Here is a 24,484-nt window from a genome sequence, read left to right on the forward strand (position 1 = left end):
CGAACGCCAAATCAGGTGGGGGAAATCTTGCGCATCGTCATCGTTGGAGCCGGTATCGCCGGCCTTGTCACAGCTGCCGCATTACGGGGCAGAGGCCACTCGATCACCATCTGCGAGCGGGCCCGAAAACTTGCACCAGTGGGAGCTGGCTTCACGCTCCAGCCGAACGGCATTCGCCGACTTGCGCACTTGGGATTGTCCGATTCGATCCGCGAGGTCGGCAGTCCAGTCGATCGTTCATTCGTGTGCGACTGGCAGGGCAATGAGATTCCGGTCGACATCATGAACAAACTCAGCGGGTCAGAAGCGTCGTACTCGATCCATCGCGCCGACTTCCAGAAGATCTTGCTCGGCGCCATAGACGACAGTGTCACCATCCATACCGGCCGCGAATTCGAGTCCTTCACCGAGGACGTGGGCATCACGGTGAGGTTTACCGACGGCTCGATCGAAGAGGCAGATCTACTCGTCGGGGCGGACGGGGTACGGAGTGCTGTGCAAACGGCGCTGGGCAACGATGTCAAGCCCGTCAGTGAAAGTATCATGGCCGTGCGATCGCTCATCCCGATCGGCGAAATCAGCTGGGCTGCAACTGAACCCCGCATGGGAGTATGGTTCGGGGAAGGTAAGACCCTTCTGTGTTATCGGGTTGCCTCGGGAACCTTGATGAATATTGCCGCCTACATCCCCACCGACCGCGATTCAGCTGAATCCTGGTCCGCGCCGAGCTCGACTGAGGAGCTGCTCTCGGTATTCGCAGGTTGGGAACCGCGAGTTATCGAGACCGTCACCAAGGCAACGGATTCCTTCAAATGGGGAATCTACGACCGGCCCCCGTTGACCAGATGGTGCACGCGTTCGGCGGTTCTGGTCGGCGACGCCGCGCACGCAATGGTCCCGCACCTTGGACAAGGGGCAAACCAAGCGATTGAAGATGCCTTCGCTCTCGCCGAGGTACTCAAAGATGCACGCCCGGAAACACTGCCTTCAATGCTCGTTGCGTATGAGAGCGTGAGAAAGTCGCGGGCCGAGGCGATTCAACGATTGTCACGAGACGCCGGCCAGCTGTACAGAAACCATGCCAATGACGATGCAAACCAAAAGGCAATCGCGATCATCGACTTCCTGCGGACAAACGGACTCGGGGAGCAAGACTCCGCCGCCCTCGCGCGCGAGCACATAAATCGGTTGCAAACCACCCGCTGAGATATCCGGCTCATCCACCAGGAGACACCATGACAGGCTGTAAGACAGTTTTCGATCTGGACGACAACGAACAGACTCGTGCGTTACAAGCACTGATCGCTCGCACTCAAAGCGAGGGTCTCGATCACGCCCTCGGAATTCGCTATGAATATGTCTCACCCGACTCTGTGCGGCTTTCCGCAGATCTGGACGCCAGCCACCACCAGCCCGCCGGAATCGTCCACGGAGGTATGTACGCGGCGATCGTGGAGGCCGCAGGGTCAGCATCGGGCAGCGCCTGGCTTGCCCATATGGGGGCTGCCCAGACCATCGTCGGGACGGCGAACAGCACAGACTTCCTGAGGCCTGTGCGAAAAGGGCAGGTGGTTGCGACGAGTTCGCCCATTCACCGTGGCCGCACCCAACAACTGTGGGCGGTCGAAATCCGCGATGCTCACACTCAAAAGTTGGTCGCTCGTGGTCAGCTTCGGGGCCAGAACATTCAGATCTGAAGCCCGTCAGGGCCTTATCGCCCCCCAATATCTCAGCAAGTACGGGAGCCGCATGTCTAAGAGCAACCGCCGAACTGGTCAGATCATTTTCTTGCTCGTGTGCGTCGTCGTGGTGATGACGCAGTCGAACATGCCGACACCGCTGTACTCCGAGTTCGGCCGTAAGTTCAGTATCGATACCTTCGACATCACTGTGATTTACGCGATGTACGCGCTTGGTGTTGCCCTCGCCCTTGTCGCAGGCCCTTCACTTGCCGGCCGTATAGGCGAGCGCAATTTGATCATTGCTGCGCTCGTCGGCGTGGTCGGAGCGAACCTCCTGTTCGTTGCGGCTCACGCGATCGGGGAATTGGTCGCAGCTCGTGTTCTCACCGGAATCGCCGCAGGGGTCGTCATGAGCGTCGGGACGGCAACGATCGTCGAACTCGCCGATCCTCGAGCACGGTCGTTCTATGCCTTGCTCGCTACCGCCTGCAATATCCTGGGAATGGGCATCGGTCCAGTCCTGGGTGGACTCGCCGTGACCTTCCTCCCTCACCCCATCGAGTGGGTCTTTTTCACCCACATGGCGCTGACAACAGTGCTTGCATTGTGTGCTGCGGTGCTTCCCCGAGACGTTTCCGAAAAAGAAACGCCCACAGGGAAATTCGTTGCACCGTCTCCGCCCGCCGACCCGCACTTCCGCAGAGGCTTTGCAGGGCTGTGTCTGATCGGAGTTGCAGGTATGGGCGTCTTGGGGTTGCTCGCAGGGTTGACGCCGACCTTTCTTCACTCCATAGATCCATCGACCTCCTATGCCGTCAGTGGCCTGGTGATCGGTAGCGTCTTCGCAGGGTCGGCAGTAGCCCAATTGCTACTCAAACGCGTACCTGACGCTATGGGGCTCTCCCTCGGCACAGCTGGAATCGTCCTCGGTTTAGGACTATTCAGCGCCGCTGTCGCCGTTGGCAACCTCGCGCTGTTCACTGTCGCCGCTACGCTGTGCGGGCTCGGGCAGGGACTGACGATCGGCCGTTCAGTGCAGGTAACCTCCGCGCATACAACGAGTGCGCGCGACCGCATCGGCAGCATCGCGCTCTTCTACCTCGCGCTCTACGCGGGCGCCTCCGTACCTGTCATCGCTGTCGGTGTTCTGCAACGCCATATCGGGTTACTCTCCTCCGCAATAATTTTCACCACATTTGCTGCGCTCGTCAGCGCATTCGGACTTGTCACATTCCTCAAGTGCATCCGCGCGTACGAATCCGCGTCAAATCGACCGGCGCGCACGGCAACAGGACAGAAAGGCTGACCAATGACCCGCACCAACGTCAACGGATTCGCAGTTGATGCTCGACTGCACGAATTCATCGAAGAAGAACTCCTACCCGCCGTCGACGTGGACAGCGGCAGCTTCTGGGCAGGGTTGACCGAGTTGCTCGCCACCTTCACCCCCCGCAACAACGCACTTATGCGCACCCGCGCAGAATTCCAGCAACAACTCGACGACTACCACCGTGCACACCCAGGTCCCGTCGATGTGACGCGCTACGAAAAGTTTCTCGCCGACATCGGCTATCTCCTCCCCGAGCCTTCCTCACGCACGTCCTCGCGCCCGGTGGTCGACCCGGAAATAGGCACCATCGCCGGACCACAATTGGTCGTGCCGGTTACCAACGCCCGGTATGCCGTCAATGCCGTCAATGCCAGATGGGGCTCCCTCTACGATGCCCTGTACGGAAGCAACGTCGTCGACGGTGACGAGCCAAGAGACCGCCGAACGCAGGTTGTCTCTTGGACCAAACAGTTTCTCGACAGAAACCTACCCCTCAGAGCGGGGTCACACGCCGACGTCACCTCTTACCACCTCGACGGAAACCACCTCGTGGCAACGATTTCCGGCGGTATCGCGACCGAACTGGTCGACCCGAGTACTTTCATCGGTTTCACTGGCGACATCGCTGCACCGACTGCCTTTCTGTTACGCCACAACAACCTCCATATCGAATTGAAGATCGACCGCAACCACCCCGTCGGTGCCGCCGACCCCGCGGGGGTTCGCGATGTGATCCTCGAGTCCGCGATCACCGCCATCATCGATTTCGAAGACGCAGTCTCGATCGTCGATGCAGCCGACAAGGTCCACGGATACCGCAACTGGCTCGGCCTCAACACCGGAGACCTCGAGGCGTCGTTCGTCAAGAATGGAGAGAAGCGCACCCGACGCCTCCAGCCGGATCGCCGCTACGACACACCGAGCGGTCAGGTGTACACCGTTGCGGGCCGTGCACTCATGTTTACGAGAAACGTCGGGCTTCACCTACTCAGCGATATGATCCTCGACCGCGAGGGATTGCCCGTACCGGAATCGCTCGTCGACCTCGTCCTCACAGCCGCCGCCGCTCTGCCCGGACTTCGCCGCGACCAACCCAATTCCCGCCACGGAAATATCTACATCGTCCGCCCGAAGATGCACGGCCCCGAAGAAGTGCAGTTCGTTTGCGACGCAGCTAGCCACGTCGAGCAGGTTCTGGGTATCGCATCAGGGTCGATAAAGCTCGGCGTCATGGACGAAGAGAGGCGCGCCTCCCTCAATCTCGCCGCATGCCTCGCTGCGGCCGGATCACGCCTTGCCTTCGTCAACACCGGGTTCCTCGACCGCACCGGAAGCGAGATCCGTTCGAGCTTCCACGCAGGCCCATTCCCCTTCAAGTCCGACATGAAGGCGGCCCCCTGGTATCAAGCCTACGAGGACTTCAACGTCGACATCGCATTGGCACTCGACCTTCCCGGCAACGCACAAATCGGAAAAGGAATGTGGACGTTGACCGACGACCTGCGCACCATGGTCGATGTCAAGAGACAGCAACTTCAGGCGGGAGCCACTACCGGGTGGGTCCCCTCGCCCACAGCAGCGACACTCCATGCCACGCATTACCACGACATCGATGTCGTGGCCGTTCACGAGCAATTGAAGCTGCGCCCACCGAGGCAGCGCCGGGAGATGCTCACCCCTCCCGAATACCTCCACTCCGACACCGACCGCACTCCCATTCTCAAAGAACTCGACAACAACGTTCAATCGATATTGGCGTACGTCGTGCGTTGGATCGATCTCGGCGTCGGATCGTCGAAAGTTCTCGACATGGACGGGGTCGCCCTCATGGAAGACCGCGCGACGCTGAGAATATCGTCTCAGCTGCTGGCGAACTGGTTGGCGCACAACATCATCAGCGAAGGCGACATACGCGCTTCACTGAACAAGATGGCAGTGCTGGTCGATGAGCAGAATCGCGACGAAGCTGACATCCCGAAAATGAGCGACAATCTCGAATCCGATCGCGCCTGGTCAGCTGCCGCCGAATTGATATTCGCCGGTGAACGCCAACCTGGCGGCTACCCGGAATTTGTTCTCCACCGTGCGCGCAGCGAATACAAGCAATCCAGCCCGATCCGTCAAACGCCGTAGGCCCAAGCACACCACCAGGAGAAGCCATGCTCACCACCAACACGGACCGCTTCGCGATAAGTCTCACCCCCAGCGACGAAGAGATCCAGATCAGAGACGCCGTCCGTCGAATCACCGAGTCATTCGGACCCGAGTACATGCGCAAATGCCAAGCAGCAGAGCAGGCTCCCACTGAACTATGGGCCACGCTCGCCGACGCGGGTTTCATCGGCATCAACCTGCCGTCACAATACGGCGGCGGCGACATGGGCCTGACAGGCCTGCAGATCGTTGCCGAGGAAACTGCAGCCGCCGGTGCATTGATGGTCATGCTCGTGATGTCATCCGGTATTGCAGGGCCGATCCTGGCCAAGCACGGAACACCCGAGCAAAAAGAGCTGTGGCTCACGGCTATGGCAGCGGGCACAAAGAAAATGTCCTTCGCGATCACCGAACCCGACGCCGGCAGCAACTCGCACGACCTGCGCTCCGAACTCACCCCCGACGGCGAGGGAGGATACTTCCTACGCGGACAGAAGACCTTCATCTCCGGTGTCGACGACGCCGACGCCGTTCTCGTCGTTGCCCGCCCCCGCACCTCCGACGGCACGCTAGGACGCCCGTGCCTGTGCATCATCGATGTACACAGCGCGGGGTTCACCAAAACCCACATCCCGATGCCAGCATTCAGCCCTGACCGCCAGTGGACCCTGTACTTCGATGACGTACGTGTCCCAGCTGACTGCCTGATAGGGGGAACCGAAGGCGGCTTAGCAGCAGTATTCGACGGGCTCAACCCCGAACGCGTCCTCATCGCCGCCTTCGCCAACGGCATCGGCCGCCGCGCGCTCACTAAAGCGACAACCTACGCCACGGAGCGCCAAGTGTGGAATGCCCCGATTGGATCCCACCAAGCAGTCGCTCACCCCCTCGCCCGCGCAAAGATCGAACTCGAGCTCGCCCGCCTGATGACCCAAAAAGCAGCACGCCTCGTCGATGCCGGGCACACCGACTCCGGAGAAGCGTCGAACATGGCAAAATTCGCCGCCGCCGAGGCTGCGATCCACTGCGTCGACGCCACGATTCAGACACATGGCGGCAACGGTTTTGCACTCGAATATGGAATATCCGACATGTATTGGCCAGCAAGACTTTTCCGCACCGCACCAGTAAGCGCAGAAATGATCCTGAATTACATTGCTCAACACTCATTGGGCCTACCGCGAAGCTATTAGATGGACGAGGGATGACGAGAGGCCCAGGTGCGCGGAGTCCAGGTACTGCTACTCGCGGTACCGACCATCGGCGGTAGAGCCCATGGCATAAGTCGGCACCTGATCCGGGCTGCCGATGAACTCGACAACCTCGATGGCGTGGCGGTGTCGATGCCGCAGTGATCAAAGTCGATCGCCAACCGGCGCCGGCGTCGACAGCCCCGGCCCCTACCCTAACTCCTGCCGGCGCGGTCACCGCTCCGAACTCGTACTCACACTCGCGACGATCCAGCACACCGACGGCTACGCGCCCGAAAGTGTTTTGGTCTGAAGCAATCGAGATCATCCAGTGGGCAATGCTGTCAACGGTTCCTGAAAATTGACCCCCTGAGGGTTGGGCGGTTTCGATTGATCGTTGCAACACTCCTGAAATGCTGGAGGGTGTATTAGAGCGATTGTCACGTCGAAAAAAGTAGGAGCCTGGCACGCCGGCCCATGTCGGCCAAGCGGGCCCGGTTCGTCGAGCTGCGTTCGCGTGGATGGAGTATCGGCGCGGCAGCCGGTGAGGCCGGGGTGTCGCAGTCAATGGGAAAGAACTGGCATCGAGGGTGGAAGCTTTATCGCGATGGTGTCGTTGTCGGATTCACACCGCCGCTCGATCGGCTCGCCGTCCGACCGATCAGTTCCCGGTATCTGTCACAGGAGGACCGGATCTCGATCGGCGACCTGCATCGAACGGGTTGGAGCATACGGAAATAGCGGAGACTCTCGGCCGGGCGCCGTCGACGATCAGCCGTGAACTTCGGCGAAATCAGTTCCCGCAGGGCGGATATCGGCGATTCGATGCGCACCGGCAGGCCGTGCAACGCCGTGCCCGGTGCCACCGCCGACGGGTGCACCGCGACATCGAGCTGCGAGAGGTGATCGGCGATCTGCTTGCAACCCGACGGAGTCCGGGCCAGATCGCTCGACATCTACCTCAGCGTTTCCCCGACAGACCAGATCGGTGGTTGTGTCACGAGAGCATCTACCGGGCCGTCTACGATCCGGGCTCGGCGTTAGTACGCCCACTTGCCGTCCCACCGGTAGCCGCGCCACCGCTACGATCGGGGCGAACCCATCGGCGAGCGCATCGTCGTAGACCCCGCTTCCAACAACCCATGCTCGGTATCGGCGACCGCCCCTTCGAACCCGCCGATCGCAGTGCTGCGGGCGCATGGGAGGGTGATCTCATCATCGGCAAGAATCAGGGATCTGTGATCGGCACGCTGGTCGAACGCACTACACGAACAAGTTCGTCCACTGCACCTGACCAGCCGCGACAGCGACACCCTTCGTGCTGCGATCGCAGCACGAATGAGCGACCTGCCACCGGAGCTGTTTCGTTCGATCACCTGGGATCAGGGAATCGAGATGGCCAGACACCGCTCGATCGCCGCCGACCTCGGTCTCGACGTGTTCTTCTGCGACCCGCACTCACCCTGGCAGCGAGGCAGCAACGAGAACATGAATGGTCTTCTACGCCAGAATTTCCCGAAAGGCACGAATCTTCGGATCCACACACCAGAGCATCTGCGTGCCGTCGAGCACGAACTCAACAACCGACCCCGAATGGTTCTCTACGACCGCACGCCGGCCCGACTTTTCGATGCCTTGATACGGTCGACAAACCATCGGGTGTTGCAACGATGACTAGAACCCGCCGGGGCCTGTGGGGGTTCGTTTTCAGGAACCGTCAACAAATGCCCGCTGGCTTCGGTACGACAACGACGAACAAGCCCCACTGGTCGATGACGTTGTCACGAGGGTTGGCCGCGATCGGCGATCTGGTGGAATCGGAAAGGACCGAAACCTTCCGCTTCGTTGGCACCCCGTACCTGGGGCTGCTCAGAACAGAATCCACGAGCAGCGACATCTATGGGCCGCTATCAACTATCCGACAGCGAGATAACTGGCTCTTTCGGAAGCATAAGGTCGATCCGGCGAGACACAAGATGTAGAGGCACACAGCCATGAGCGCTCGATCGTTCGCGCGATTTGCTGCAGAGGTACGAGGGGATTGCGATCCCGCCCGGGAATCAGGTCAACGGACGCTCGATGTGCCGCCCGTACAGCAGCCACGCCATGGGGCCTACTACTGGAAGTGCGAGGATCCCGATCAGCCACCCGGCGCGATACGTCGAAGTGAGCTGGGTAGCTCCAATGCATGTCACGAGGGCTGTGAGAAATGCGGCCGCATAGAAAGCAAGCAGTGCCGCGAGCCCCCACGCTGCAACTCCGTTCAACATCTTGTCTCCTTAGCTGGTACGTAGATTCGGCAACTTCATGCAGGTAATGGCCCGATATCGGCGCGATCGCGGAAGATCCGCCGCCAATTGAATCAGAGCTTGCGGTCGTTGCTGCCCGCCCAAATCGGGCTATCGGCGACCTTCCGAAACCTCGGCGACCCGCCGATTGAAGAAATTTTGAGCATCAACCAGTTCCAGATTTTCACGGCTGCCTCCTTGTAGTGGTTCACCGTCCACGGTAACCGACCGGAAGGACTCTTCCGGAGGTGCCGCCAGGGTGGTCTCGATACAGCGCTGTTCCGCCAGCAACCGCGTTCGGATAGTTGGCGAAGCCAACCTCGGACGAGATTGACGAAACCGGGCACCCTCGAACATCAGGAGACACCTTTGAGTAGCGCAACTCATTCGACCGCGCAGTTCCAACTCCCGCTCAGAACGACAGGTCGAGCCCTCAGCCAGCTGGCGTCAGAGCTCGTCGCCCTGTTCGAGGGTGCGGTCCCTCTGCACCCGCAACCGGGCCCAGAGGGATCAATCCTCACCCTCTGCCTCGCCATCAAACAATCGCTAGGCCTCGGTGACGACGGTTGCATCGAAGCCGACCGCGCGTTGACGCGGTTGACGCAAAAGCGGACACTGGGGTTGACGCAGTTGACCGCATTGGAGGATCTGATGAACACCCTCGCCGAGCAGGAACGCAAGCTACTCGACCTGCTGACCAACTCCGTCCACCGGACGTTCGCCGACGCACGCGCAGCCGGCGTCCCCGCCGAGGTCTTCGACGACGTCGAATCAATCGCACGTTCGATGGCCGCTGCACTACCCACCACTCACGTCTACGACCTCCTGGTCGGCCCGTTCTACGACACCACAGGCCTGACACAGTGGCGGAATATGAGCCGCCAGGGCATCAACAAGGCAGTCGCCGCCGGCAGCCTGATCGCCTGCCGCCTCGACGGCGGGCCGTGGGTCTATCCCACCTGGCAGTTCACCGACTCGGGCAGCGTCCACCAGCACCTGATCACCCTGTGGACGACCTTGCGCGCTGCCGCCGACCCGTGGACCTGCGCGATCTGGCTTCGCAGCCCACAATCTGAACTCGGCGATCGAAGTGCAGTCGACTGGATCACCGGCGGTCATCCCGTCGATACAGCCCTCGAGCTGGCCCGCGCCGACGCCCAGCGGTGGGCAGCGTGAGCCGTGACGACGTCGCGCTCGGCCCTCCGTCCCGCCCGCTGCACGGGTTCCCCAGCTGCGAACTCACCTCGGCGCAGTCACTGCACCGCGGGCATCGCACCGGAAACGGTCCGTGGTGGTTCTCCTCGAGTGGGGGAGGGCGGTTCGATCTGAACCCGCCGCGTGGAACCTGCTACCTCGGGTTCGACGAGCTCACCGCCATCCGCGAAACCGTCGGCGAAACACTGGCGAAAACCAGTGTGATCAGCGAGGACTTCGCCACCGAACGCCAACTCTCCACCCTGACCGTCCCCGACGATCATCAACTGGCCGACACCTGCACGGACGAGGCCGCGGATTTCGGTCTGACCCGAGAACTCGCGTCCATGACCCCCTACGCGGTGCCTCAGGAGTGGGCAGCAGCGTTCGACGCCCACTTCGCCGGCATTCGCTATCAGACACGGTTCACCACCGGGCCGAACCCCAACGCGGTTGGCTTGTTCGGGGACGCCGGGGAGGCCTCCTGGCCGATCGATCCAAGCCCTGAACCCTTCGTCGCCGCTGCTCGACAATGCGGCTTCATCGTCGCCAGCCCGCCACGGGCAGTGCGCATCGTTCCACCACCCGTGGCCTGAAACGCCCGCGACCATCCACTACAGAAAAGGAGAACTCTGTTGTCCGCGATCAACATCACCGACCTGGCCGGCGCCGTCTACTCCTCGGGAAGGGTGTTCGACGGCCTCGCCACAGGTCGACTCGACACCGAGAACTTCCTGCGATCGGGAAGCCTGGCCGGAGTCTCCTCGCGCTCCGACCTCGCGCTGCTCGAAGACCTCCGGGACGTGGCACAGTTCATCATCGATCACCATGATCGGGCGATCGACGCCACCTACGTCCGCGCCGTCAACGCCCAGATCACGCGCAGCGGTGCACTGCACCCCGGTCAGCTTCGCACCGAGGATCAGCAGATCGGCGTCCACACCCGGCACGGGCGGCACACGCCTCCCGCGTTGACCGAGGACGGGCTACAACAGCTCATAGCCTCGTTGACCTGCGAGGATGTGACCGAACACGCGCTGGATCTGTTCGTCGAGCTCGCGAAAGCTCAACCCTTCGAGGACGGGAACAAGCGCACAGCGTTGTTCGTGGCGAACAGCCTGCTCATCGGTGGCGGCCGGATGCTCGTCGTTCCCGTCGACGAGAACGATCCGCAGCTCTCGGACACCTTCAACGACCTGCTCGCCAAGGCGTACCTCCGCGGCGAGCACGACGCGGTCAAGGATCTGCTGCGCGAGCACGGCCTCATCGACCTGCCGCGCTGAGATCCGCTACGTAGTTCAGGGGAGAAACCCCAGCCTCGCACGAAATCCGGACTCCGAGAGGAACCACCATGCCGAATGATGAGTCGAATACAACCCCGTCGCACGAAAATGACTCCAAGACGCCAAGAAAGGCACCAATCGATCAATGGATTGACGGCGACATTACTTCGACCTCGATTCTTGACCGACTTCTAACATCGATCGGTATTTCTCCGAAGAAATGAAAACGGGACCAGCACCAACTTGTTGCTGCCTACCAGGAGTTGAGGGCAGCAGATGACGCAGTCGGAGGACGGCTCGGATGCACCCGTGGAGCCGATATGACCGACCTGCAGCAGGTCTGCGCTCTCACTCAACTCTTGCGCGGTCTTCCGAGCAAGGATCGCGGGCAGTAGTCGGCGGGGTACCGTCGCCGCATGGAGAGCAGGGCGTACTTCGGAATTGCTGTTTTCGAACTTGGGACGGTGGACGGAACCGGTTCGTTCTACCGAGAGGATTCGTACCTCATTCGCGCCGCCGACGATGTCGTTGCGCGAATCAAATTTGAGGGCATCGCTCGGGAGCAGGAGTACGAGGCGGGGACCGCGGAGGATAAATCGTACGTCCGGCTGGCGCATCTGGTAGACCTTGCGCCTGTCTTGTCTGATTTGAACGACGACGCCAGTGATCTCTATTCACGTCATTTTGCGTCCCTGACGACGTATACCGAGTTCGAGATGAAGCTCGGCGGACGTCCACCATTGTGTTGAACGGATCCGCCAGCAGGGCACCATCACGGCGCCGGTCGGCCGCTGATAGGGATACGTTTATCTCGTTGTAGGAATTGAACGCAACGCTAGTGAGGAGGCAGATGTGGTCAAGGTCTTGGCGTTCGACACGTTCGGTACGGTCACCGATTGGCATTCGGGTGTGAGCTCGGTGCTAGCGGCACAATTCCCCAGTGTTGACGGATCCCAGCTGGCCCGTGACTGGCGCCGAACTTATAGTCCCGCACTCGCTGAGGTCGAATCCGGTGCACGTCCGTGGACGCTGCTGGACGATCTACATCGTGAAGCCCTTGACGGTCTGTTGAAGGATTCGTACGGCATCGTGGCGACACCGACTCAGCTCCACACAGCGGTGCGCGCCTGGCACACGATTCCAGGTTGGCCAGACTCGGCCGAAGGTATTCGCCGCCTCAAAGCTGAGTACGTCGTGTGCGCGTTGAGTAACGGAAACGTGGCGATGCTGACCGAAATGGCCAAGCTCAACGAGTTCGCATGGGACTTCATCGGCGGCACCGATGTGTGGAATCACTACAAGCCTGCTGCTGAGGTGTACCTCGGGATCGCGGAGCTCATGCAGGTTCCACCCCACGAGGTAATGATGGTCGCCACCCACGCGACCGACCTCGCAGCAGCGAGGTCATTCGGCTTGCGCACTGCGTACATCGAGCGACCTCGCGAGTGGGGCTCAGAAACCAAAGACGAGACCCCGAATCCGCTTGACGCGTTTCACGCGACGGGGATCGATGACCTGGCCGACCAGCTCGGCTGCTGAATCAATGATCTGCTGAGCGGGTACGGACTCACCGTCTTACCGCGTTAAACCCGACCAAACCGAGGACACTGACAACCAGAACGAGCAGGAGGACCCACGATGACCACCGCAGAAGCCCGCAAGACCTGGACCCCGAGCGAACGGCGCAATGTCGCTGCCGCAGCAGCCCGCGCCTCGATCGCACTCCGTGAACGCAGCGGCCGCGAGGTACCCCAGTGGATCCGTGACGCCGCTGAAGGTCGCCCCACCACCCCTCCACCCGAAAAGCCCTGACAAGGCCACATCCGCAGACCCCCAAGAACCCGCACCCGACACTCAGGGGGCGGGTTGTTCTTTTTGAACGGTGACGACGCCGTATCAGCGGAGTCGAAATCGATAAGGTTGCAACATGAGCGGTCAAATCGTGGTCACGGTGCGTGGGCACTGGGTCAATGCTTGTTATCTGTGGGTCGCGGCGCGTCCCGTCCTAGTCCTGGACGGCGTCGAGCACCCGACCCGCTGGGGCAAGGCGACGACTCTGTCAGTCGACGCTGGAATGCACACCCTCGCAGCTGGCATCCGCTACCGGGGCACACCTTGGCTTCTCGCCCTTCTCCCGCGCGAGTTCGACGTTGCCGACGATCAAACAATTCACGTCATCGCGCGCAACGGCCCCATGAACTCGGACCCGTTCTCCCTGACAGTGACAGACTCGCCTTAGCTGTTGCGCTGGTGCTGCTGCTGGATTCTCGACCGTCAACGACCGGAGTCGCGCTTACAGAACCGGCATGACCGTCGGCTCAGCCGGGAATCAGTGCCGCCGCTGCACCGCCGGAGTTAGCCTTAATGTTGTCCAGGCGATGGCGCCGTTCCGAAGCGACGCAGCACTTTCCGGCTGGTCATGCGACCTAGCTTGAGTGCTTGATCCACCGCTCGGCGCCGAGCACACGGAGGCTGGACGGGTCGAGAATCGCACTCCAGTGATTATCGCGGTGTCCGGTCATCAGATCGAACCTGAATGCCAGCAGCTGACCGCCTTCGCGAAGCGCGTCGAGGTACTCATCGTGTCCGTACACGTCCCAGTACTTCGAGTACGCCGAAATGGGGCGCTCGGAGCTGATCTCGTACACCCGGCGGGCATCGACGAGGGAAGTGAACACACGAAATCCTGCCCGGGCACGGTAATCCAGCAGGCCGACTCGGAACTCCTCGAGCGCCCCGGGCCACGGGCCGTCGCCCATCGCCTCGATGATGTCGTCGACCTCCGTCATCTGCTCCTCAGGCTCGGTGAGCTGTGGCTGGGTTGCCCTGTACACCCCGTCCGAGTCAGCCGCCGCAGAGTAGTCCTCGAAGTCGAGATTGCTGATCCACAGGTTTGCTACGACGTCCGACAAAGTGTGGGCCGAGACGGGCAATCTCCCGGGAGGGTTGGCGGCGGCGATGACGGTGAACGGGTGGTCCGCATCCACGAGTGTTGAAGCATCGGCGACCACGAAGAACTGATACCCCGGGTCGTCCTCGTTGAGGCGCGCCAGCAGTTCGTCGATATCTATCCCGTTGAATTCGGGGCTTTCTACAATGGTCAGCGGGTCCGTGCGATCGGATGCCGGACCGAGAGCTTCCCGCACGACCTTGTGCCATGTCTGGTCATCGCTGTAATCGAGCCGGAACAGGGGTACCTCGACGTCGGGGAAGGTCACGAGCGTCTCCAATCGCAGTCAATCGAATCGTATGTCGACGGAGAGCTCCCAGCTTGACAGCACCGTCGATATCCAGCGAACCCGGCGCGTACTGGTCATGCCGACGGCGCGAAGCTGTCGAGGTCGAGGGTGATCTCGACACCTTCTTTCTCAGCGACGATCTTCGCGTGGAGCGCGCCCGTCGCAGCCAGATACTGGCGCAGGGTCGAAAGCAGCAGGTCGTCCCGATTCTCGATCCTCGACACCGTGCCCTGATCGGTGTCGAGGATCTTCGCCACTTCGGTCTGGGTCAGCTTGCCAGCCTTAGGGATGTCCGCGAGGCCTTGCGCATAGATCCGGTTCACTTCCGCCCGCTCGGCCGCGTAGCGGGCGACATCGTCGGCGATCAACGGGTCCGCAACCAGTCGGTCGATGCGATCATTTCCGCGAATGAATCGGGTCTTGCCCGGTTGTTCGATCATCAGTGATCTCCTTCTGTCTGGAACTTCCATGCTCGGACCGCTCGGTGTCCGTTGAACTCAATCGCAGACGCGCGTGAAATCAAGTGGTATCACTACGGCGCAGACGCTAATCCAAAGCATTTGAGAAACAACACCATTGACCAGATAGTTCGCCTTGGTTGCCTCAGTGCATCCTCACAACTGGCTCTTCAATGGCCGTAGTGCTGCCAGCGGCGCGCGATAGTACGTCTTACCGTCACCAACGTGGCTCTTAGGTGACAGCAGTGCTGTCAACGGACGTACTGCGACATCTACATGACCACGTAGGTGGCTCTTAGGTGGCTGCAGTGCTACCAACGGGCCAGCCGGTGCATTTATACCGTCATGTAAGAGCCGGTTGAGTGACCGTAGTGCGGTCGGCTAGCGAGTGCGTGCATTTATACCGTCACTTAAGGGCCGAAGCAGCGGCCGCGACCCCAGTAATTCGGGGCGGCAATACCGCAAGCGTCCGCGCCATTCATCTACTAACTACAGAATAACTCATGGCGAGTTCTGACGCCTGTTCGTAGATATTCGATCAGGTGTCCCTCGACCTGACTCTCGCGGCTACGTCCGAGAACCCTCGCTTCGGCCGATCCCACAGATGAGCCATGGCCCACTTCCTCATCGCCCTCGGTTCTGGTTTCACGGCCGGGTTCAGGCCGGTGCAGGCTCCCCTCCGGCCCTTAGCTCCGGACACGAGTCACCCGCAGAAACTCGCGGCCTGCCGACTCTGAGCGCGCGACACGCATCGTCCGACCATCACCGATCACTTTTCATCCGACGTTGACACCGCCCCGGACATCGTTGACACCGCCCCGGACATCCGGGGACGGCCACTCCCTCAACGGCCGGGGCCACGCACCAACCCCGACCGCAGATAGAGGGGCAAGCCTCCCCCGGCCCCAGGGGAGGGCTCCGCCCGGCCACGCGGAAACGCTCGCGCCAGCGAACCGTTTCCGGGCGACCAGGCCGCAACGCGGCCTGGTGCAACGCGCCTCCTCGCCGCAACGCGGGGCGAGGCGACAACCGCCGCCAGGCGGTGCCCTCGGGAGGGTCCAGGGACGGGCGAAGCCCTCCTTGGCGAGCACGGATGAAAACAAGGACGCGAAGCGTTCATGTTTACATCCGGGACACTCGCCGCCTTAGAACCCAGCCATGTACGATCGTCACATGACCATGGACGACGGGAGTGGGAGGCAACGCCGGATCGGAGCCGAAGGCTCTCGATCACGGCGGAGCGGACCGCGCCCGTCGGGAGTGGGGACACGATGACGGGGATGGGCGGTGGTGTCGGATCGGAGCCGAAGGCTCTCGATTCCGGCACCCCGACCGTTCCTGTCATCGTGTCGGATGCGGACCCACAGGGTCCGCATCCGACCCAGCGTGCGGGGCGCAAGCCCCGCATAGGTCGGCCGACAACGAAGGAGGGGCCGATCGCTTTCCGGCCGCGCCCCGGCACTCGCGCGCAGCTCGAAAAGCGCGCCGGAGAACAATCGCTATCAGTGGTGGTCGCCGCCGCCGTCGACGCCTACCTCGGCCGCAAGGCCCGAGAAGTGGACCCGAAACTGCGCGCCGCTCTCGCGGCTGAACTTGCCCCTATCGGCGATCAACTCGCAGCAATCGCCACACAAGAATCGGCCATCGGCAACAACCTCAATCAACAGGCGCGATTCCTGAACACCTACCGCGAACTTCCATACTCCTACGGCGACGAGCTGGCCGCGCTCAACAACCGCCACGAGGAAGTCTTGGCGGAGCTGCGCGCTATTCGCGCCGCTCTCGAATCGCTAGTCACTGACAGATAGCTATGGCTACTACGATGATCAGTCCAGCCGGAAATGCAACCGCGCTGGATCTATATCTCAGTAGCTCCCCCGCCCATGACCTCCACGCCCCGGAGGGCTTCAAACGACGGGTCGAGTTCGAATCAACGCTGGGCGACTGCTCCACGGAAACGTTCATCGCCGACATGCGGCGCACTCGCGAGACCTTCGGCAAACAGTCCCTCAAGGTCGAGACCTATCACGTGATCGTGAGCCAAACACACGAGGAAGCCGACCCCCTCGACATCCAAGCCGGGTTCCGTCAGCACGAAATGGTGCGGGCCTTCATCGCCGAAGCGTTCCCCGGTCACCAAGCGAAACTGACCACGCAACGCGACAACGGCCGGTACGAGGACAACGCAGACGGCGCCGTCTGGGTGCCGGGCAAATGGCACTCTCATTGCCAGATTGCGTCGGTGTCCGAGCGAGAAGCGACCTTGCTCCGGATCGGCGTCGACGGCGCTGAGACCCGACTCCACTACGCGGCCGGTCGCGCAATCGATGGCCACATGAAAGACATCTACCACCTCCGCCGAACGAACAACCGCGTAATCCGCCGCGAACTCGGCTACGACAATGCCGCCTATGTCGAGGCCTGCCGTCGCCACTCGGCAGCGGCCCGCGACGGCCGACCTGTGTCACACCTCGGTGAGAACGTGACACGCAAGGACTACGCCGGGCGCGCCGATCCGGACGGTCCCGGCTATTCCGCTCACGACGCGGTGCGCGCCAAATTGCGTGAAGCCCGCGCCCTCGCGAACGACTGGGATGACTACACCGACCGGCTCCAGGCGAGCGGCGTGCAAACCCGGGTGACCGGCACATCCGGGGTGTCCTACGCCTGGATCGCAGCAGACGGCGCCGAGATGAAATCTCGCGCACGCGGAAAGACGGGCCTCGGCTCCGACTACACGAAAGCGAGCGTCGAGAAGCAATGCGAAATCAATGCAGCCGAACGTGCGAAGGGCATCGAACCTGCGGCTCCCGAGCTGATCATGGCGCCACCGTCGCCGCCCACCACCGATCGACCGGTGCCGATCTACCTGACATCGGACGGCCGGCCACCGTGGGACCTGGAGTTCGAGGCGTACGCCGAGAAAGTTCGGCAGGCGGGCGAAACGTACGAGGAACGAGCACGCCAAGGCCTTCGCAAGACAATTGCGGACCCCTGGGTCACCGACCGGGACCGACTCATCGCCGCATCACTCGACTACGGCATCACTGTCGAGGGCCGGACCGGTGAACCGACCGTGAGCATCGCCGCACTCGACGGGCGCGGGCAGTTCACGATGGACACGGAGCGGTTGGGAGCAGCCTGGACCGGGCGGGCATTGGACGAACAAATTCGTATCGAGAGAAACAGGACCACCGATGACCGCAACCGAGGACCGGAACGCGAGACTGGCGGCGCTGCAGAGCAACGACCCACCGAACCCGGACGAATTAGTAGCGCTGCAATTGAAGATCGCCGAGCTCAAAACGTCCGTCGAGCAGCTGACCAGCGCGCAGAAGAATATCTCGGAAAGCGTGGGCGTCCTGGTGGCGACCCCGCTGCCAACGGACAACAGCAGCCAGATCGAGACGCTGGCCGCAGCAGTCGAGACGCTGACAAACAACCACGAGACACTGACCGCCGCAACCAAGACACTGGCAAACCGTCCACCCCACCACGCCGACCCCGACCTCTCGGTAACCCTGACCGAGGCCGTGACTACGGCCGTTGACACGGCGATGAGCCGAGCGGCAGCCCGGATGCAACCGATCACTACCGCTACCGCAGCCAAAGAAATCGGAATCACAGAAGAGCTGCGTGAGGCGATGGTCACCGCGGACAAGCTCACCAGCTCGCTCAACCGCACCGCGTGGAGTCGGCTGGCCCTGGTGGCTGTCCCGTACACCGTCGTCGCGGTACTGCTCTGGCTGCTGGTGATCCCGATCGCAGAGGTCTTCGGCGTCGGGCCACTGAGCCGCTGGGCCTGGACCAGCTTCGAAACCGCCGACACGGCATGGGGTCGTCTCGGAATCCTCGCCGCGACCCTCGCCGTAGTCGCCGCACTGGGCTACGGGATCTACCGGGGCGGCAAGAAACTCGCAGGAATCTACCTCGACTGGCGCTGACGTGGGAGTTCTCGACGATTTCAGGGCACAAGTGGAGGCCGCGAAACCGAAGTGCAAACGGTGCGGCGCAGTGAGCGCCGCGAAAATCACCTACACCCACAAGGCCGGCCACCGAAGCATCTGGGCAGAGCAGCACACCTGCCTCGACCACGCAGTAACCGCCATCGACCATCTGCACTCGATCGGCAACGTGATCGACGTCAAATGGTTGGACGACTAACCGATCCCCACGACAAGGAGCAACACGATGGACCACGATCGAGAAAAAACAGGAACCTCACCAGCGAAAGCTGACGAACTCGCCACGGCCGCCGACAACGCCAGACGCCAAAAGGAAGCCAAAGACTGGGCACAGGACAACGCGGAGCGAGCGGAAAAGGAATTCGCCGAGGCCACACGGGCGCTGACCGAGACGGAAAACGCCGACCCCAGCAAGGGCCATGCCCTCGACCACGAACGCGTCGCCGAAATCAAAAGCCTCCTTGCCGAGGGCGGCGACAAGGCCGTCACGAAGAAGTTCGGCGAGGCCGCACTCGGCACCCCCGAAGCCGCGAAAGCAAAAACCCAACGAGCCTCGATCCGCCGACACGAACGCGAACTGGCAGAACGCGCCCTCACGGACACAGCGACCGAGAACACCAAGCAGACCGCGCAAGCAGCGCAACAGTCCCGAACCCCGCTGTACGATCAGGCAATCGAACGTCAGCGCCAGCGTCAACAGCGCGACCGAGAGACGCCCTCTCTCGGACGGTAACCACAGCAAAAAGCTGACCCCGAGACCAGAAGGTGCCGGGGTTCTGCTTTTTGCTCGCGTGCGGTCAGACAAAGACAAATTCGATGGGCAGTTTGCTGATGTCCATCAAATCCACTTCCAATCCGGCTTCCCGAACCGCGGGATTGCCCGCGTCCGCAGCCCGTGCACCTCGCAGCAACCGCCCGTGATTGATGTCTTTGGGAAGAAGATCGCTGCCGTGGAAGGTATCCACGATCTCGGAAGACTGCGACTGGTGACCGTTGTGGTCGGTAGTGACCTTGTGGCGCTCACTGCGGCCGTGCGCCCACGCCGCCTTCTCCAAAATCTCTCGCTCCGGAGCGCCCGTCAGAACCAGGATCGACGGAAAAACATCCCGCAACTCATCCATTCCGTCGCGGCCGTAGCGGCGTGCGAACTGCGACGTGGCCTGTACCGCGATCAAGAGCGAAATGCCCATCGCACGCGCCTCCGTGACCACGATAGGAGCCTTCGCCCACGGCAAAGTATTGCAAAACTCGTCACAGACAATCAGCAAGTGCGCCAACGGTTTCGGCCTCGTCTGCCCCGCCCGCCAATGCGCACTGATCGCATCGACGCACGCGACCGCCGCACCAGCGGCGACGCCGGTCGCCGGAGCGACGATGTACAAGGTGCTACGACTCTTTTCCAACATCGCGGGGACGAACGGACGCTCCCCGCGCCCTATGACAGTGCTTCGCCACCAGGGCGCAAGGGCGCTTTTCATCGTCACGCACACACTGTCACGCATCTTGTCGTCCAGCTGCGACGCACTGTCCAAGTCCTCCGCGAGCATCACAGCACCCATCAATTCGAGGCGCCTGATCGCATTTGCCCAACACGGCTGTTCCACGTCGTCGGGATCGCGGGACTCCGCCCTGCCCACAGCCGCCCGCGCCCAAGCAATACCGTCCGCACCTGCGGCACGCAGAATCCCCGCCAAAGGTGCAGTCGCAAGCGTTTCCCAGAAGGCAGAACCTTCATCACCCTTCGCTGCACTGGACGCGCCCGCCGACCCCGCTTTCATCAACACCGACGATAGGTCCAGAGCCTCGTCGTCATTCGTCACGAGCGCGACCGGATCGATGACGATCTTCTCCACACCGTCCGGAAGGACGGAGTCGGGTACCTCGCCCGACAGATCCAGAACGTAAGTGCAACCATGGCCGCCACCCTCGAGGCGCTTCTCGAGGGTCAAGTCGATCAGGTCCGGCTTCGACGAAATCGCCACCACGGGCCCTTGCCACATCACGATTCCAGGAGCCAAAACTCTCCGAGACTTACCGACGCCTGAGGGACCACTGACCAGCAAATGTGGACCCGAGGCGGCGGGGTGACCGTCGATAAATCCACCGAACGGCGTCGGCTTCGGCTTGTATAGTCCGGTTTCCTTGCGATACAAGCTCATTTGGTTTCCTTACGTCGTCGTTTTTGTGTCAGCGCGCGTTGAGCTGACCCAATATCGACTGGCCTTCGGTGCTGATCCAATAGCTGTCTTCGCCGGCTACCTGCGTCAGTACGATCCGCTGTCCTGCGATGGTGGCGATTCCACCATCGGCGGTAGCGGTGATCTGTCCGGTCAGGCCTGCGATGGTGAGGGTGTCACCGTGGACACCGACCTCTGCAGTGAGCTGCGGGCCGACCTCTGCGGTGAGTCCCGGCAGGAACATCAGGGGCGCCAGCGGAAACACCTTCGCGGTGTACGGACCTTCGGAAACCGCGGCTGATGCGATGCCGGCCGATGCGGCGACAATCGCGGATGCTGCGAATGCGGTGAGAGTGATCTTTGTGACGATGTGCTTTGCGTTCATTGTGTGCGCCTTAGGGTTTCGGTGTATCTGGGCGATGCTCGAGTGATGTGTACGATCGTTCATTCATCAGGGTCAGGGGTGTACTCCAAGGTTGTTTCGAGGAGTCGATCGCCTGCGACCGCCCACACCGTGGTCGGTTCGGCGCCATCGCCCTTGAGGGCGCTCACATTGACCAGATCGGCTTGCATTTCCTGCGCTCTGGACGGAATGCCTTCTCCTACAACGCGATATACGCCACCGATCACGGTTTTGCAGGCTGTGGCGGCGTCGATGTCGCCGCCCGGACCTTCAGCCTCGCCGGTCACTGCAAGTTCCGGAACTGTGGCGACCGTGACCTTCCACCAGCGTCCGGCGCCCAATTCCGCGTCTGCATTCTCCTCGTAGACGCCCAGACTGCGGTCGCCGAACTGCAGAATTGTCGTGTCTGCGAGCGGATTGTTCGAGACCCTCGTCCGATCGGCGAACCCGGCCGGAAGCTGGACGGATTTCACCACTGCCAACTGCAGCGACGGTGTGCCCTCTCCTCGCTCCCAACCTGCCTTCTTGAGGGCCGATCCGTCGCATGCGTCCAGTGGAGGGCGCACGCCCTTGGCAACTTCTTGCCGTTTGGTCTCGGCCGACGATTTGACGTCATCGACGGTGTTTTGATTGCCGACCTGCGAGAAGGCAAACGCTGCGCCGCCGCCGACGAGCAGCACCGCGGCCAGGGCGACGACGATGATGCCTTTCGAGCTCTTCGAGACAGTCGCATCGGAAGCGTCGGGGCTAGTCGGCGACGTGTACGGGACTGGCTCGTCGATTACTTCGTAATCGAAACCTTCGAGACCGTCGAGTTCGCTGGGGTCGATGGGGTCGCCGTATTCATCGAAATATTCGAATTGCTCAGGCATGAGCTCCACCTTCGGTGTTCTTCTTACGCACGACGACGCGTTTGACGGTAGGTGTCGGCGCAGGTATGGGAGCTGTGGGCGGCCGCGGTGCAGGCGCGGGTTCGGGGATGGGAGCTGTGGGTGGCTGCGGTGCAGCTAAGGGGGCTGCTCGAACGACGCCCTTGGCCTTGAGAGTGCCGATCACGTTCGGGAGCAGCTTCGGCATGACGACGATCGAGCCGAGGATCGCTGCCGCACCACCAGCAATGATCATATTTTGAAAGATGCTCAGTGCATTGATCATTCCGGCGCGAAGAATCAAGAACGCCACGGCGTACGTGAAGGCGATAGCGACCATGCGGGGCGCGGGTGAATCGCTTTGGTACTTCATGAGAACGCGGTAATTCGCGGCGACGAAGCTTCGGATCGATTTGATGTCGGAGTCTTCGGATTCACTGCTGGAACTTTTGGCCGGCAGGCCGATCAAACCGGATATCCACATCATTTTTATAAGCTGGACAGTCATCACCGTCAGGCCGGTTCCGGCTAACTCTGCGTATCCGTTTTGGGCCACGGCCCACGCCAGTGCGCCTGCGCCGCCGAACATCAAAAGCGTTGCAGCAATGCGAATCACTTCGCCCGCGCCGCTCTGGACATTCACGTGAATCGGGGGCTGGTTCGTCAATGGTCGTCTCCTTCGTTCCGGACGATGATCGGGATCGGTGCGGGGGTTGGTGTTGTGGGCAGGACTTTGCGGCGGATCACGACTCGTTTCGTGGGTTGTGCTGACGGCGTCATGGGCAGTGGCGGTTCGGTGCCGGTCATGATTCGGATCGGAGCGACGCGGGGACCCGATGCAGCGCGTTCGATCGGACTCACGGCCTCCCATCCGTAGGCTCGGCTGAGCCACGAGAGCCGAGTCACCGCGATCATGACCTGTGCCATTGCGTACCAGGCCAGCAGTGGCACACCGCCGTCCATCCAGGCCACCGCGACGACGGCCGCGAGCAGGACGGGGACGGCCACGGCAGCGGCGAACGCGACCGGTTTCCACCGCAGCGGCCCCCAAGCGGCGACCTGGCGCCACCACAGTAAATATGCGCCCCACGCTGCGGCGATGCCCGGACCGGCGGCAAGCGCCCGGCCGACCTCGCGGGCACAGGCCCAGAGCACCCGAGCGATCCGGTGATCGTCAGCGGCGTAGATGCGTCGGTGCAGACGATTCGGTGTCACCACCTCGCCGACAGCGGAATCACCGACGCCGGCCTCATACCGCGTTGCCCGGCGCGCCCTCGAGGCGAGTTGCTCGCCGCGTCTGCGGGCGGCCGGATTTCGGCCGGCATGGGCGAGCACCCACGCCGCCCGTTCCGGCGTCCGGTGCGGATCCGACATCAAGCCACCCGCGCAATCACGACAATCGCGCTCGCTGCTGCGCCGCACTTGTCCTCGGCGTCGTGAGTCAACTTGGCACCCGCGCCCACTGCTACGCCGCTGAGGAAAATCGCCATAACCGCGACGACCAGCCATATCCAGCGCCGGGCGAGGAGCGGCGGCCTGCTCGACTTGCTCATTTCGTCCGTCCTTTCATCTCTCCCGACTCCGTCAGCTCGACCGCCAGATCCGGCCGGCCGACGTAGAGCGCGAGCACATCCGACACGAACTGGCTGAGCGATGTCGCCGCGACCGAGTGGCGTCGACGATCCTCGAGAATCGCGTAAATCTCGGTGGGGATCCGGCTTGTAACCCTGGTTCGCGGGCCTTTACTGGTCATGCCCATCTTCGACCCCCTTTCACATGTTGACGCACCTTCAGGATGGCACACGAAACATGTTTAGGCACAACTGATTACGAACATATCGGATGGTGACGTCACCAAAATCATGATCGGAGCTGCGACTATAGCGAGGTTTGCGTCACGAAAGTAGATAGACGAATAACGCTGTCGCACAGGACATGAAGCTGCAACAGCATGAATTGGAATGAAACATCGAAAAGCATTGCCTCGCAGGCCTATTTGGCGAGACTCTACTTTCGAGCCAGCTGAAAAGCCGCCCAGCTAACTGCAATACAGTCACTCAAGAGACAGCCCAATTGTCGAGCCAGCTGAAAAGCCGCCCAGCCGACTGCAATGCAGTCACTCAAGGGACGGGTCAACTGTCGAACGTGCAGCCTGGGGCCGGCAATACGCGAATCCAGTCCGTAGTACGGCCACCACACTGCCGCATATATCGCCTTTGTATCGCCGTATTGCTGTCACGGCGCGCGCCTCG

27 protein-coding genes and 1 pseudogene are annotated in these 24,484 nt (G+C 61.8%); 18 read left to right on the forward strand and 10 right to left on the reverse strand.

Annotated features, from left to right (window positions below; genetic code table 11):
* Positions 1 to 27: 27 nt before the first annotated feature.
* The 6 genes and pseudogenes from DBV08_RS05640 (at position 28) to DBV08_RS05670 (ending at position 8,030) form a co-directional block, all read left to right on the forward strand.
* On the forward strand, positions 28 to 1,206 hold the full coding sequence (locus tag DBV08_RS05640; protein ID WP_185564468.1) for an NAD(P)/FAD-dependent oxidoreductase: 1,179 nt from the start codon (positions 28 to 30) through the stop codon (positions 1,204 to 1,206).
* Positions 1,207 to 1,235: 29 nt separating this feature from the next.
* Complete coding sequence (locus tag DBV08_RS05645; protein WP_124566797.1) at positions 1,236 to 1,697, forward strand: PaaI family thioesterase; 462 nt, start codon at positions 1,236 to 1,238, stop codon at positions 1,695 to 1,697.
* Between the two features lie 52 nt (positions 1,698 to 1,749).
* On the forward strand, positions 1,750 to 2,988 hold the full coding sequence (locus DBV08_RS05650; RefSeq protein WP_185564470.1) for an MFS transporter: 1,239 nt from the start codon (positions 1,750 to 1,752) through the stop codon (positions 2,986 to 2,988).
* Positions 2,989 to 2,991: 3 nt separating this feature from the next.
* Positions 2,992 to 5,145 carry a malate synthase G gene (locus DBV08_RS05655; protein WP_124566799.1) on the forward strand — a complete coding sequence of 718 codons (2,154 nt, stop codon included), beginning with the start codon at positions 2,992 to 2,994 and terminating at the stop codon, positions 5,143 to 5,145.
* 56 nt (positions 5,146 to 5,201) lie between these two features.
* A complete protein-coding gene (locus DBV08_RS05660; protein ID WP_124567027.1) occupies positions 5,202 to 6,359 on the forward strand; it encodes an acyl-CoA dehydrogenase family protein in 1,158 nt (385 codons plus the stop codon).
* 474 nt (positions 6,360 to 6,833) lie between these two features.
* Positions 6,834 to 8,030, forward strand: a pseudogene (locus tag DBV08_RS05670) (IS30 family transposase).
* A gap of 386 nt (positions 8,031 to 8,416) precedes the next feature.
* Here the strand turns inward: DBV08_RS05670 and DBV08_RS05675 are convergent.
* A complete protein-coding gene (locus tag DBV08_RS05675) occupies positions 8,417 to 8,626 on the reverse strand; it encodes a PLD nuclease N-terminal domain-containing protein (RefSeq protein ID WP_124566800.1) in 210 nt (69 codons plus the stop codon).
* A 387-nt stretch (positions 8,627 to 9,013) separates the two neighbouring features.
* On the opposite strand from DBV08_RS05675, the gene DBV08_RS05680 reads away from it, so the two are divergent.
* The 7 genes from DBV08_RS05680 to DBV08_RS05705 all read left to right on the forward strand — a co-directional run bounded on the left by DBV08_RS05680 (position 9,014) and on the right by DBV08_RS05705 (position 13,360).
* Positions 9,014 to 9,820 carry a hypothetical protein gene (locus DBV08_RS05680; RefSeq protein ID WP_260395325.1) on the forward strand — a complete coding sequence of 269 codons (807 nt, stop codon included), beginning with the start codon at positions 9,014 to 9,016 and terminating at the stop codon, positions 9,818 to 9,820.
* Positions 9,817 to 10,434 carry an RES family NAD+ phosphorylase gene (locus tag DBV08_RS05685; protein WP_124566801.1) on the forward strand — a complete coding sequence of 206 codons (618 nt, stop codon included), beginning with the start codon at positions 9,817 to 9,819 and terminating at the stop codon, positions 10,432 to 10,434. The genes DBV08_RS05680 and DBV08_RS05685 overlap by 4 nt, the downstream gene beginning before the upstream one ends.
* Before the next feature lie 39 nt (positions 10,435 to 10,473).
* Complete coding sequence (locus DBV08_RS05690) at positions 10,474 to 11,121, forward strand: Fic family protein (protein WP_124566802.1); 648 nt, start codon at positions 10,474 to 10,476, stop codon at positions 11,119 to 11,121.
* A 416-nt stretch (positions 11,122 to 11,537) separates the two neighbouring features.
* Positions 11,538 to 11,870 carry a DUF4288 domain-containing protein gene (locus tag DBV08_RS05695; protein ID WP_124566803.1) on the forward strand — a complete coding sequence of 111 codons (333 nt, stop codon included), beginning with the start codon at positions 11,538 to 11,540 and terminating at the stop codon, positions 11,868 to 11,870.
* A gap of 103 nt (positions 11,871 to 11,973) precedes the next feature.
* A complete protein-coding gene (locus DBV08_RS05700) occupies positions 11,974 to 12,660 on the forward strand; it encodes a haloacid dehalogenase type II (protein ID WP_124566804.1) in 687 nt (228 codons plus the stop codon).
* Between the two features lie 99 nt (positions 12,661 to 12,759).
* On the forward strand, positions 12,760 to 12,933 hold the full coding sequence (locus DBV08_RS32230; RefSeq protein ID WP_185564472.1) for a hypothetical protein: 174 nt from the start codon (positions 12,760 to 12,762) through the stop codon (positions 12,931 to 12,933).
* Positions 12,934 to 13,048: 115 nt separating this feature from the next.
* Complete coding sequence (locus tag DBV08_RS05705; RefSeq protein WP_124566805.1) at positions 13,049 to 13,360, forward strand: hypothetical protein; 312 nt, start codon at positions 13,049 to 13,051, stop codon at positions 13,358 to 13,360.
* Between the two features lie 187 nt (positions 13,361 to 13,547).
* Here the strand turns inward: DBV08_RS05705 and DBV08_RS05710 are convergent, their stop codons facing one another.
* Both DBV08_RS05710 and DBV08_RS05715 read right to left on the reverse strand, forming a co-directional pair.
* A complete protein-coding gene (locus DBV08_RS05710; RefSeq protein WP_124566806.1) occupies positions 13,548 to 14,339 on the reverse strand; it encodes a DUF6924 domain-containing protein in 792 nt (263 codons plus the stop codon).
* Between the two features lie 95 nt (positions 14,340 to 14,434).
* Complete coding sequence (locus DBV08_RS05715; RefSeq protein WP_124566807.1) at positions 14,435 to 14,800, reverse strand: helix-turn-helix domain-containing protein; 366 nt, start codon at positions 14,798 to 14,800, stop codon at positions 14,435 to 14,437.
* Positions 14,801 to 16,089: 1,289 nt separating this feature from the next.
* Between DBV08_RS05715 and DBV08_RS05720 the strand changes: the two genes are divergently transcribed.
* From DBV08_RS05720 to DBV08_RS05735, 5 genes are all read left to right on the forward strand, one after another.
* Positions 16,090 to 16,626, forward strand: a complete 537-nt coding sequence (locus tag DBV08_RS05720) for a hypothetical protein (RefSeq protein WP_124566808.1) — start codon at positions 16,090 to 16,092, stop codon at positions 16,624 to 16,626.
* Between the two features lie 14 nt (positions 16,627 to 16,640).
* Positions 16,641 to 18,368, forward strand: coding sequence for a hypothetical protein (locus DBV08_RS05725; protein WP_124566809.1), 1,728 nt, complete (start codon positions 16,641 to 16,643; stop codon positions 18,366 to 18,368).
* Positions 18,352 to 18,762, forward strand: a complete 411-nt coding sequence (locus tag DBV08_RS05730; RefSeq protein WP_124566810.1) for a hypothetical protein — start codon at positions 18,352 to 18,354, stop codon at positions 18,760 to 18,762. Before DBV08_RS05725 ends, DBV08_RS05730 begins: the two co-directional genes overlap by 17 nt.
* Positions 18,763 to 18,832: 70 nt before the next feature.
* Complete coding sequence (locus DBV08_RS32235; RefSeq protein WP_185564474.1) at positions 18,833 to 18,982, forward strand: hypothetical protein; 150 nt, start codon at positions 18,833 to 18,835, stop codon at positions 18,980 to 18,982.
* Between the two features lie 27 nt (positions 18,983 to 19,009).
* A complete protein-coding gene (locus DBV08_RS05735; RefSeq protein WP_124566811.1) occupies positions 19,010 to 19,516 on the forward strand; it encodes a hypothetical protein in 507 nt (168 codons plus the stop codon).
* A 64-nt stretch (positions 19,517 to 19,580) separates the two neighbouring features.
* Here the strand turns inward: DBV08_RS05735 and DBV08_RS05740 are convergent, their stop codons facing one another.
* The 7 genes from DBV08_RS05740 to DBV08_RS05770 are packed head-to-tail and all read right to left on the reverse strand — an operon-like array spanning position 19,581 to position 23,991.
* The gene (locus DBV08_RS05740; RefSeq protein WP_124566812.1) at positions 19,581 to 20,942 is read right to left on the reverse strand and encodes a TraM recognition domain-containing protein; all 1,362 of its coding nucleotides are present in this window, start codon (positions 20,940 to 20,942) and stop codon (positions 19,581 to 19,583) included.
* 28 nt (positions 20,943 to 20,970) lie between these two features.
* The gene (locus DBV08_RS05745) at positions 20,971 to 21,345 is read right to left on the reverse strand and encodes a hypothetical protein (RefSeq protein ID WP_124566813.1); all 375 of its coding nucleotides are present in this window, start codon (positions 21,343 to 21,345) and stop codon (positions 20,971 to 20,973) included.
* A gap of 59 nt (positions 21,346 to 21,404) precedes the next feature.
* Positions 21,405 to 22,235 (reverse strand): hypothetical protein, encoded by an 831-nt coding sequence (locus DBV08_RS05750; protein WP_124566814.1) that lies wholly within the window; start codon positions 22,233 to 22,235, stop codon positions 21,405 to 21,407.
* Positions 22,228 to 22,899 carry a hypothetical protein gene (locus DBV08_RS05755; protein WP_260395326.1) on the reverse strand — a complete coding sequence of 224 codons (672 nt, stop codon included), beginning with the start codon at positions 22,897 to 22,899 and terminating at the stop codon, positions 22,228 to 22,230. The genes DBV08_RS05750 and DBV08_RS05755 overlap by 8 nt, the downstream gene beginning before the upstream one ends.
* Entirely contained in the window at positions 22,896 to 23,606 is a 711-nt protein-coding gene (locus DBV08_RS05760) for a hypothetical protein (RefSeq protein ID WP_124566815.1), read from the reverse strand. Before DBV08_RS05760 ends, DBV08_RS05755 begins: the two co-directional genes overlap by 4 nt.
* On the reverse strand, positions 23,606 to 23,785 hold the full coding sequence (locus DBV08_RS05765) for a hypothetical protein (protein ID WP_124566816.1): 180 nt from the start codon (positions 23,783 to 23,785) through the stop codon (positions 23,606 to 23,608). The genes DBV08_RS05760 and DBV08_RS05765 overlap by 1 nt, the downstream gene beginning before the upstream one ends.
* Positions 23,782 to 23,991, reverse strand: a complete 210-nt coding sequence (locus DBV08_RS05770; RefSeq protein WP_124566817.1) for a hypothetical protein — start codon at positions 23,989 to 23,991, stop codon at positions 23,782 to 23,784. Before DBV08_RS05770 ends, DBV08_RS05765 begins: the two co-directional genes overlap by 4 nt.
* Positions 23,992 to 24,484 lie beyond the last annotated feature (493 nt).

Source organism: Rhodococcus sp. KBW08, assembly GCF_003852455.1.
Lineage (GTDB): Bacteria > Actinomycetota > Actinomycetes > Mycobacteriales > Mycobacteriaceae > Rhodococcus_F > Rhodococcus_F baikonurensis.

Bases quoted from the DNA above. Each gene is read 5' to 3' on its own strand.
- DBV08_RS05645 (WP_124566797.1), top strand. From the start codon at position 1,236: ATGACAGGCTGTAAGACAGTTTTCGATCTGGACGACAACGAACAGACT.
- DBV08_RS05650 (WP_185564470.1), top strand. From the start codon at position 1,750: ATGTCTAAGAGCAACCGCCGAACTGGTCAGATCATTTTCTTGCTCGTG.
- DBV08_RS05655 (WP_124566799.1), top strand. From the start codon at position 2,992: ATGACCCGCACCAACGTCAACGGATTCGCAGTTGATGCTCGACTGCAC.
- DBV08_RS05675 (WP_124566800.1), bottom strand. From the start codon at position 8,626: ATGTTGAACGGAGTTGCAGCGTGGGGGCTCGCGGCACTGCTTGCTTTC.
- DBV08_RS05695 (WP_124566803.1), top strand. From the start codon at position 11,538: ATGGAGAGCAGGGCGTACTTCGGAATTGCTGTTTTCGAACTTGGGACG.
- DBV08_RS32230 (WP_185564472.1), top strand. From the start codon at position 12,760: ATGACCACCGCAGAAGCCCGCAAGACCTGGACCCCGAGCGAACGGCGC.
- DBV08_RS05705 (WP_124566805.1), top strand. From the start codon at position 13,049: ATGAGCGGTCAAATCGTGGTCACGGTGCGTGGGCACTGGGTCAATGCT.
- DBV08_RS05715 (WP_124566807.1), bottom strand. From the start codon at position 14,800: ATGATCGAACAACCGGGCAAGACCCGATTCATTCGCGGAAATGATCGC.
- DBV08_RS05720 (WP_124566808.1), top strand. From the start codon at position 16,090: ATGACGGGGATGGGCGGTGGTGTCGGATCGGAGCCGAAGGCTCTCGAT.
- DBV08_RS05725 (WP_124566809.1), top strand. From the start codon at position 16,641: ATGATCAGTCCAGCCGGAAATGCAACCGCGCTGGATCTATATCTCAGT.
- DBV08_RS05735 (WP_124566811.1), top strand. From the start codon at position 19,010: ATGGACCACGATCGAGAAAAAACAGGAACCTCACCAGCGAAAGCTGAC.
- DBV08_RS05740 (WP_124566812.1), bottom strand. From the start codon at position 20,942: ATGAGCTTGTATCGCAAGGAAACCGGACTATACAAGCCGAAGCCGACG.
- DBV08_RS05745 (WP_124566813.1), bottom strand. From the start codon at position 21,345: ATGAACGCAAAGCACATCGTCACAAAGATCACTCTCACCGCATTCGCA.
- DBV08_RS05750 (WP_124566814.1), bottom strand. From the start codon at position 22,235: ATGCCTGAGCAATTCGAATATTTCGATGAATACGGCGACCCCATCGAC.
- DBV08_RS05760 (WP_124566815.1), bottom strand. From the start codon at position 23,606: ATGTCGGATCCGCACCGGACGCCGGAACGGGCGGCGTGGGTGCTCGCC.
- DBV08_RS05765 (WP_124566816.1), bottom strand. From the start codon at position 23,785: ATGAGCAAGTCGAGCAGGCCGCCGCTCCTCGCCCGGCGCTGGATATGG.
- DBV08_RS05770 (WP_124566817.1), bottom strand. From the start codon at position 23,991: ATGGGCATGACCAGTAAAGGCCCGCGAACCAGGGTTACAAGCCGGATC.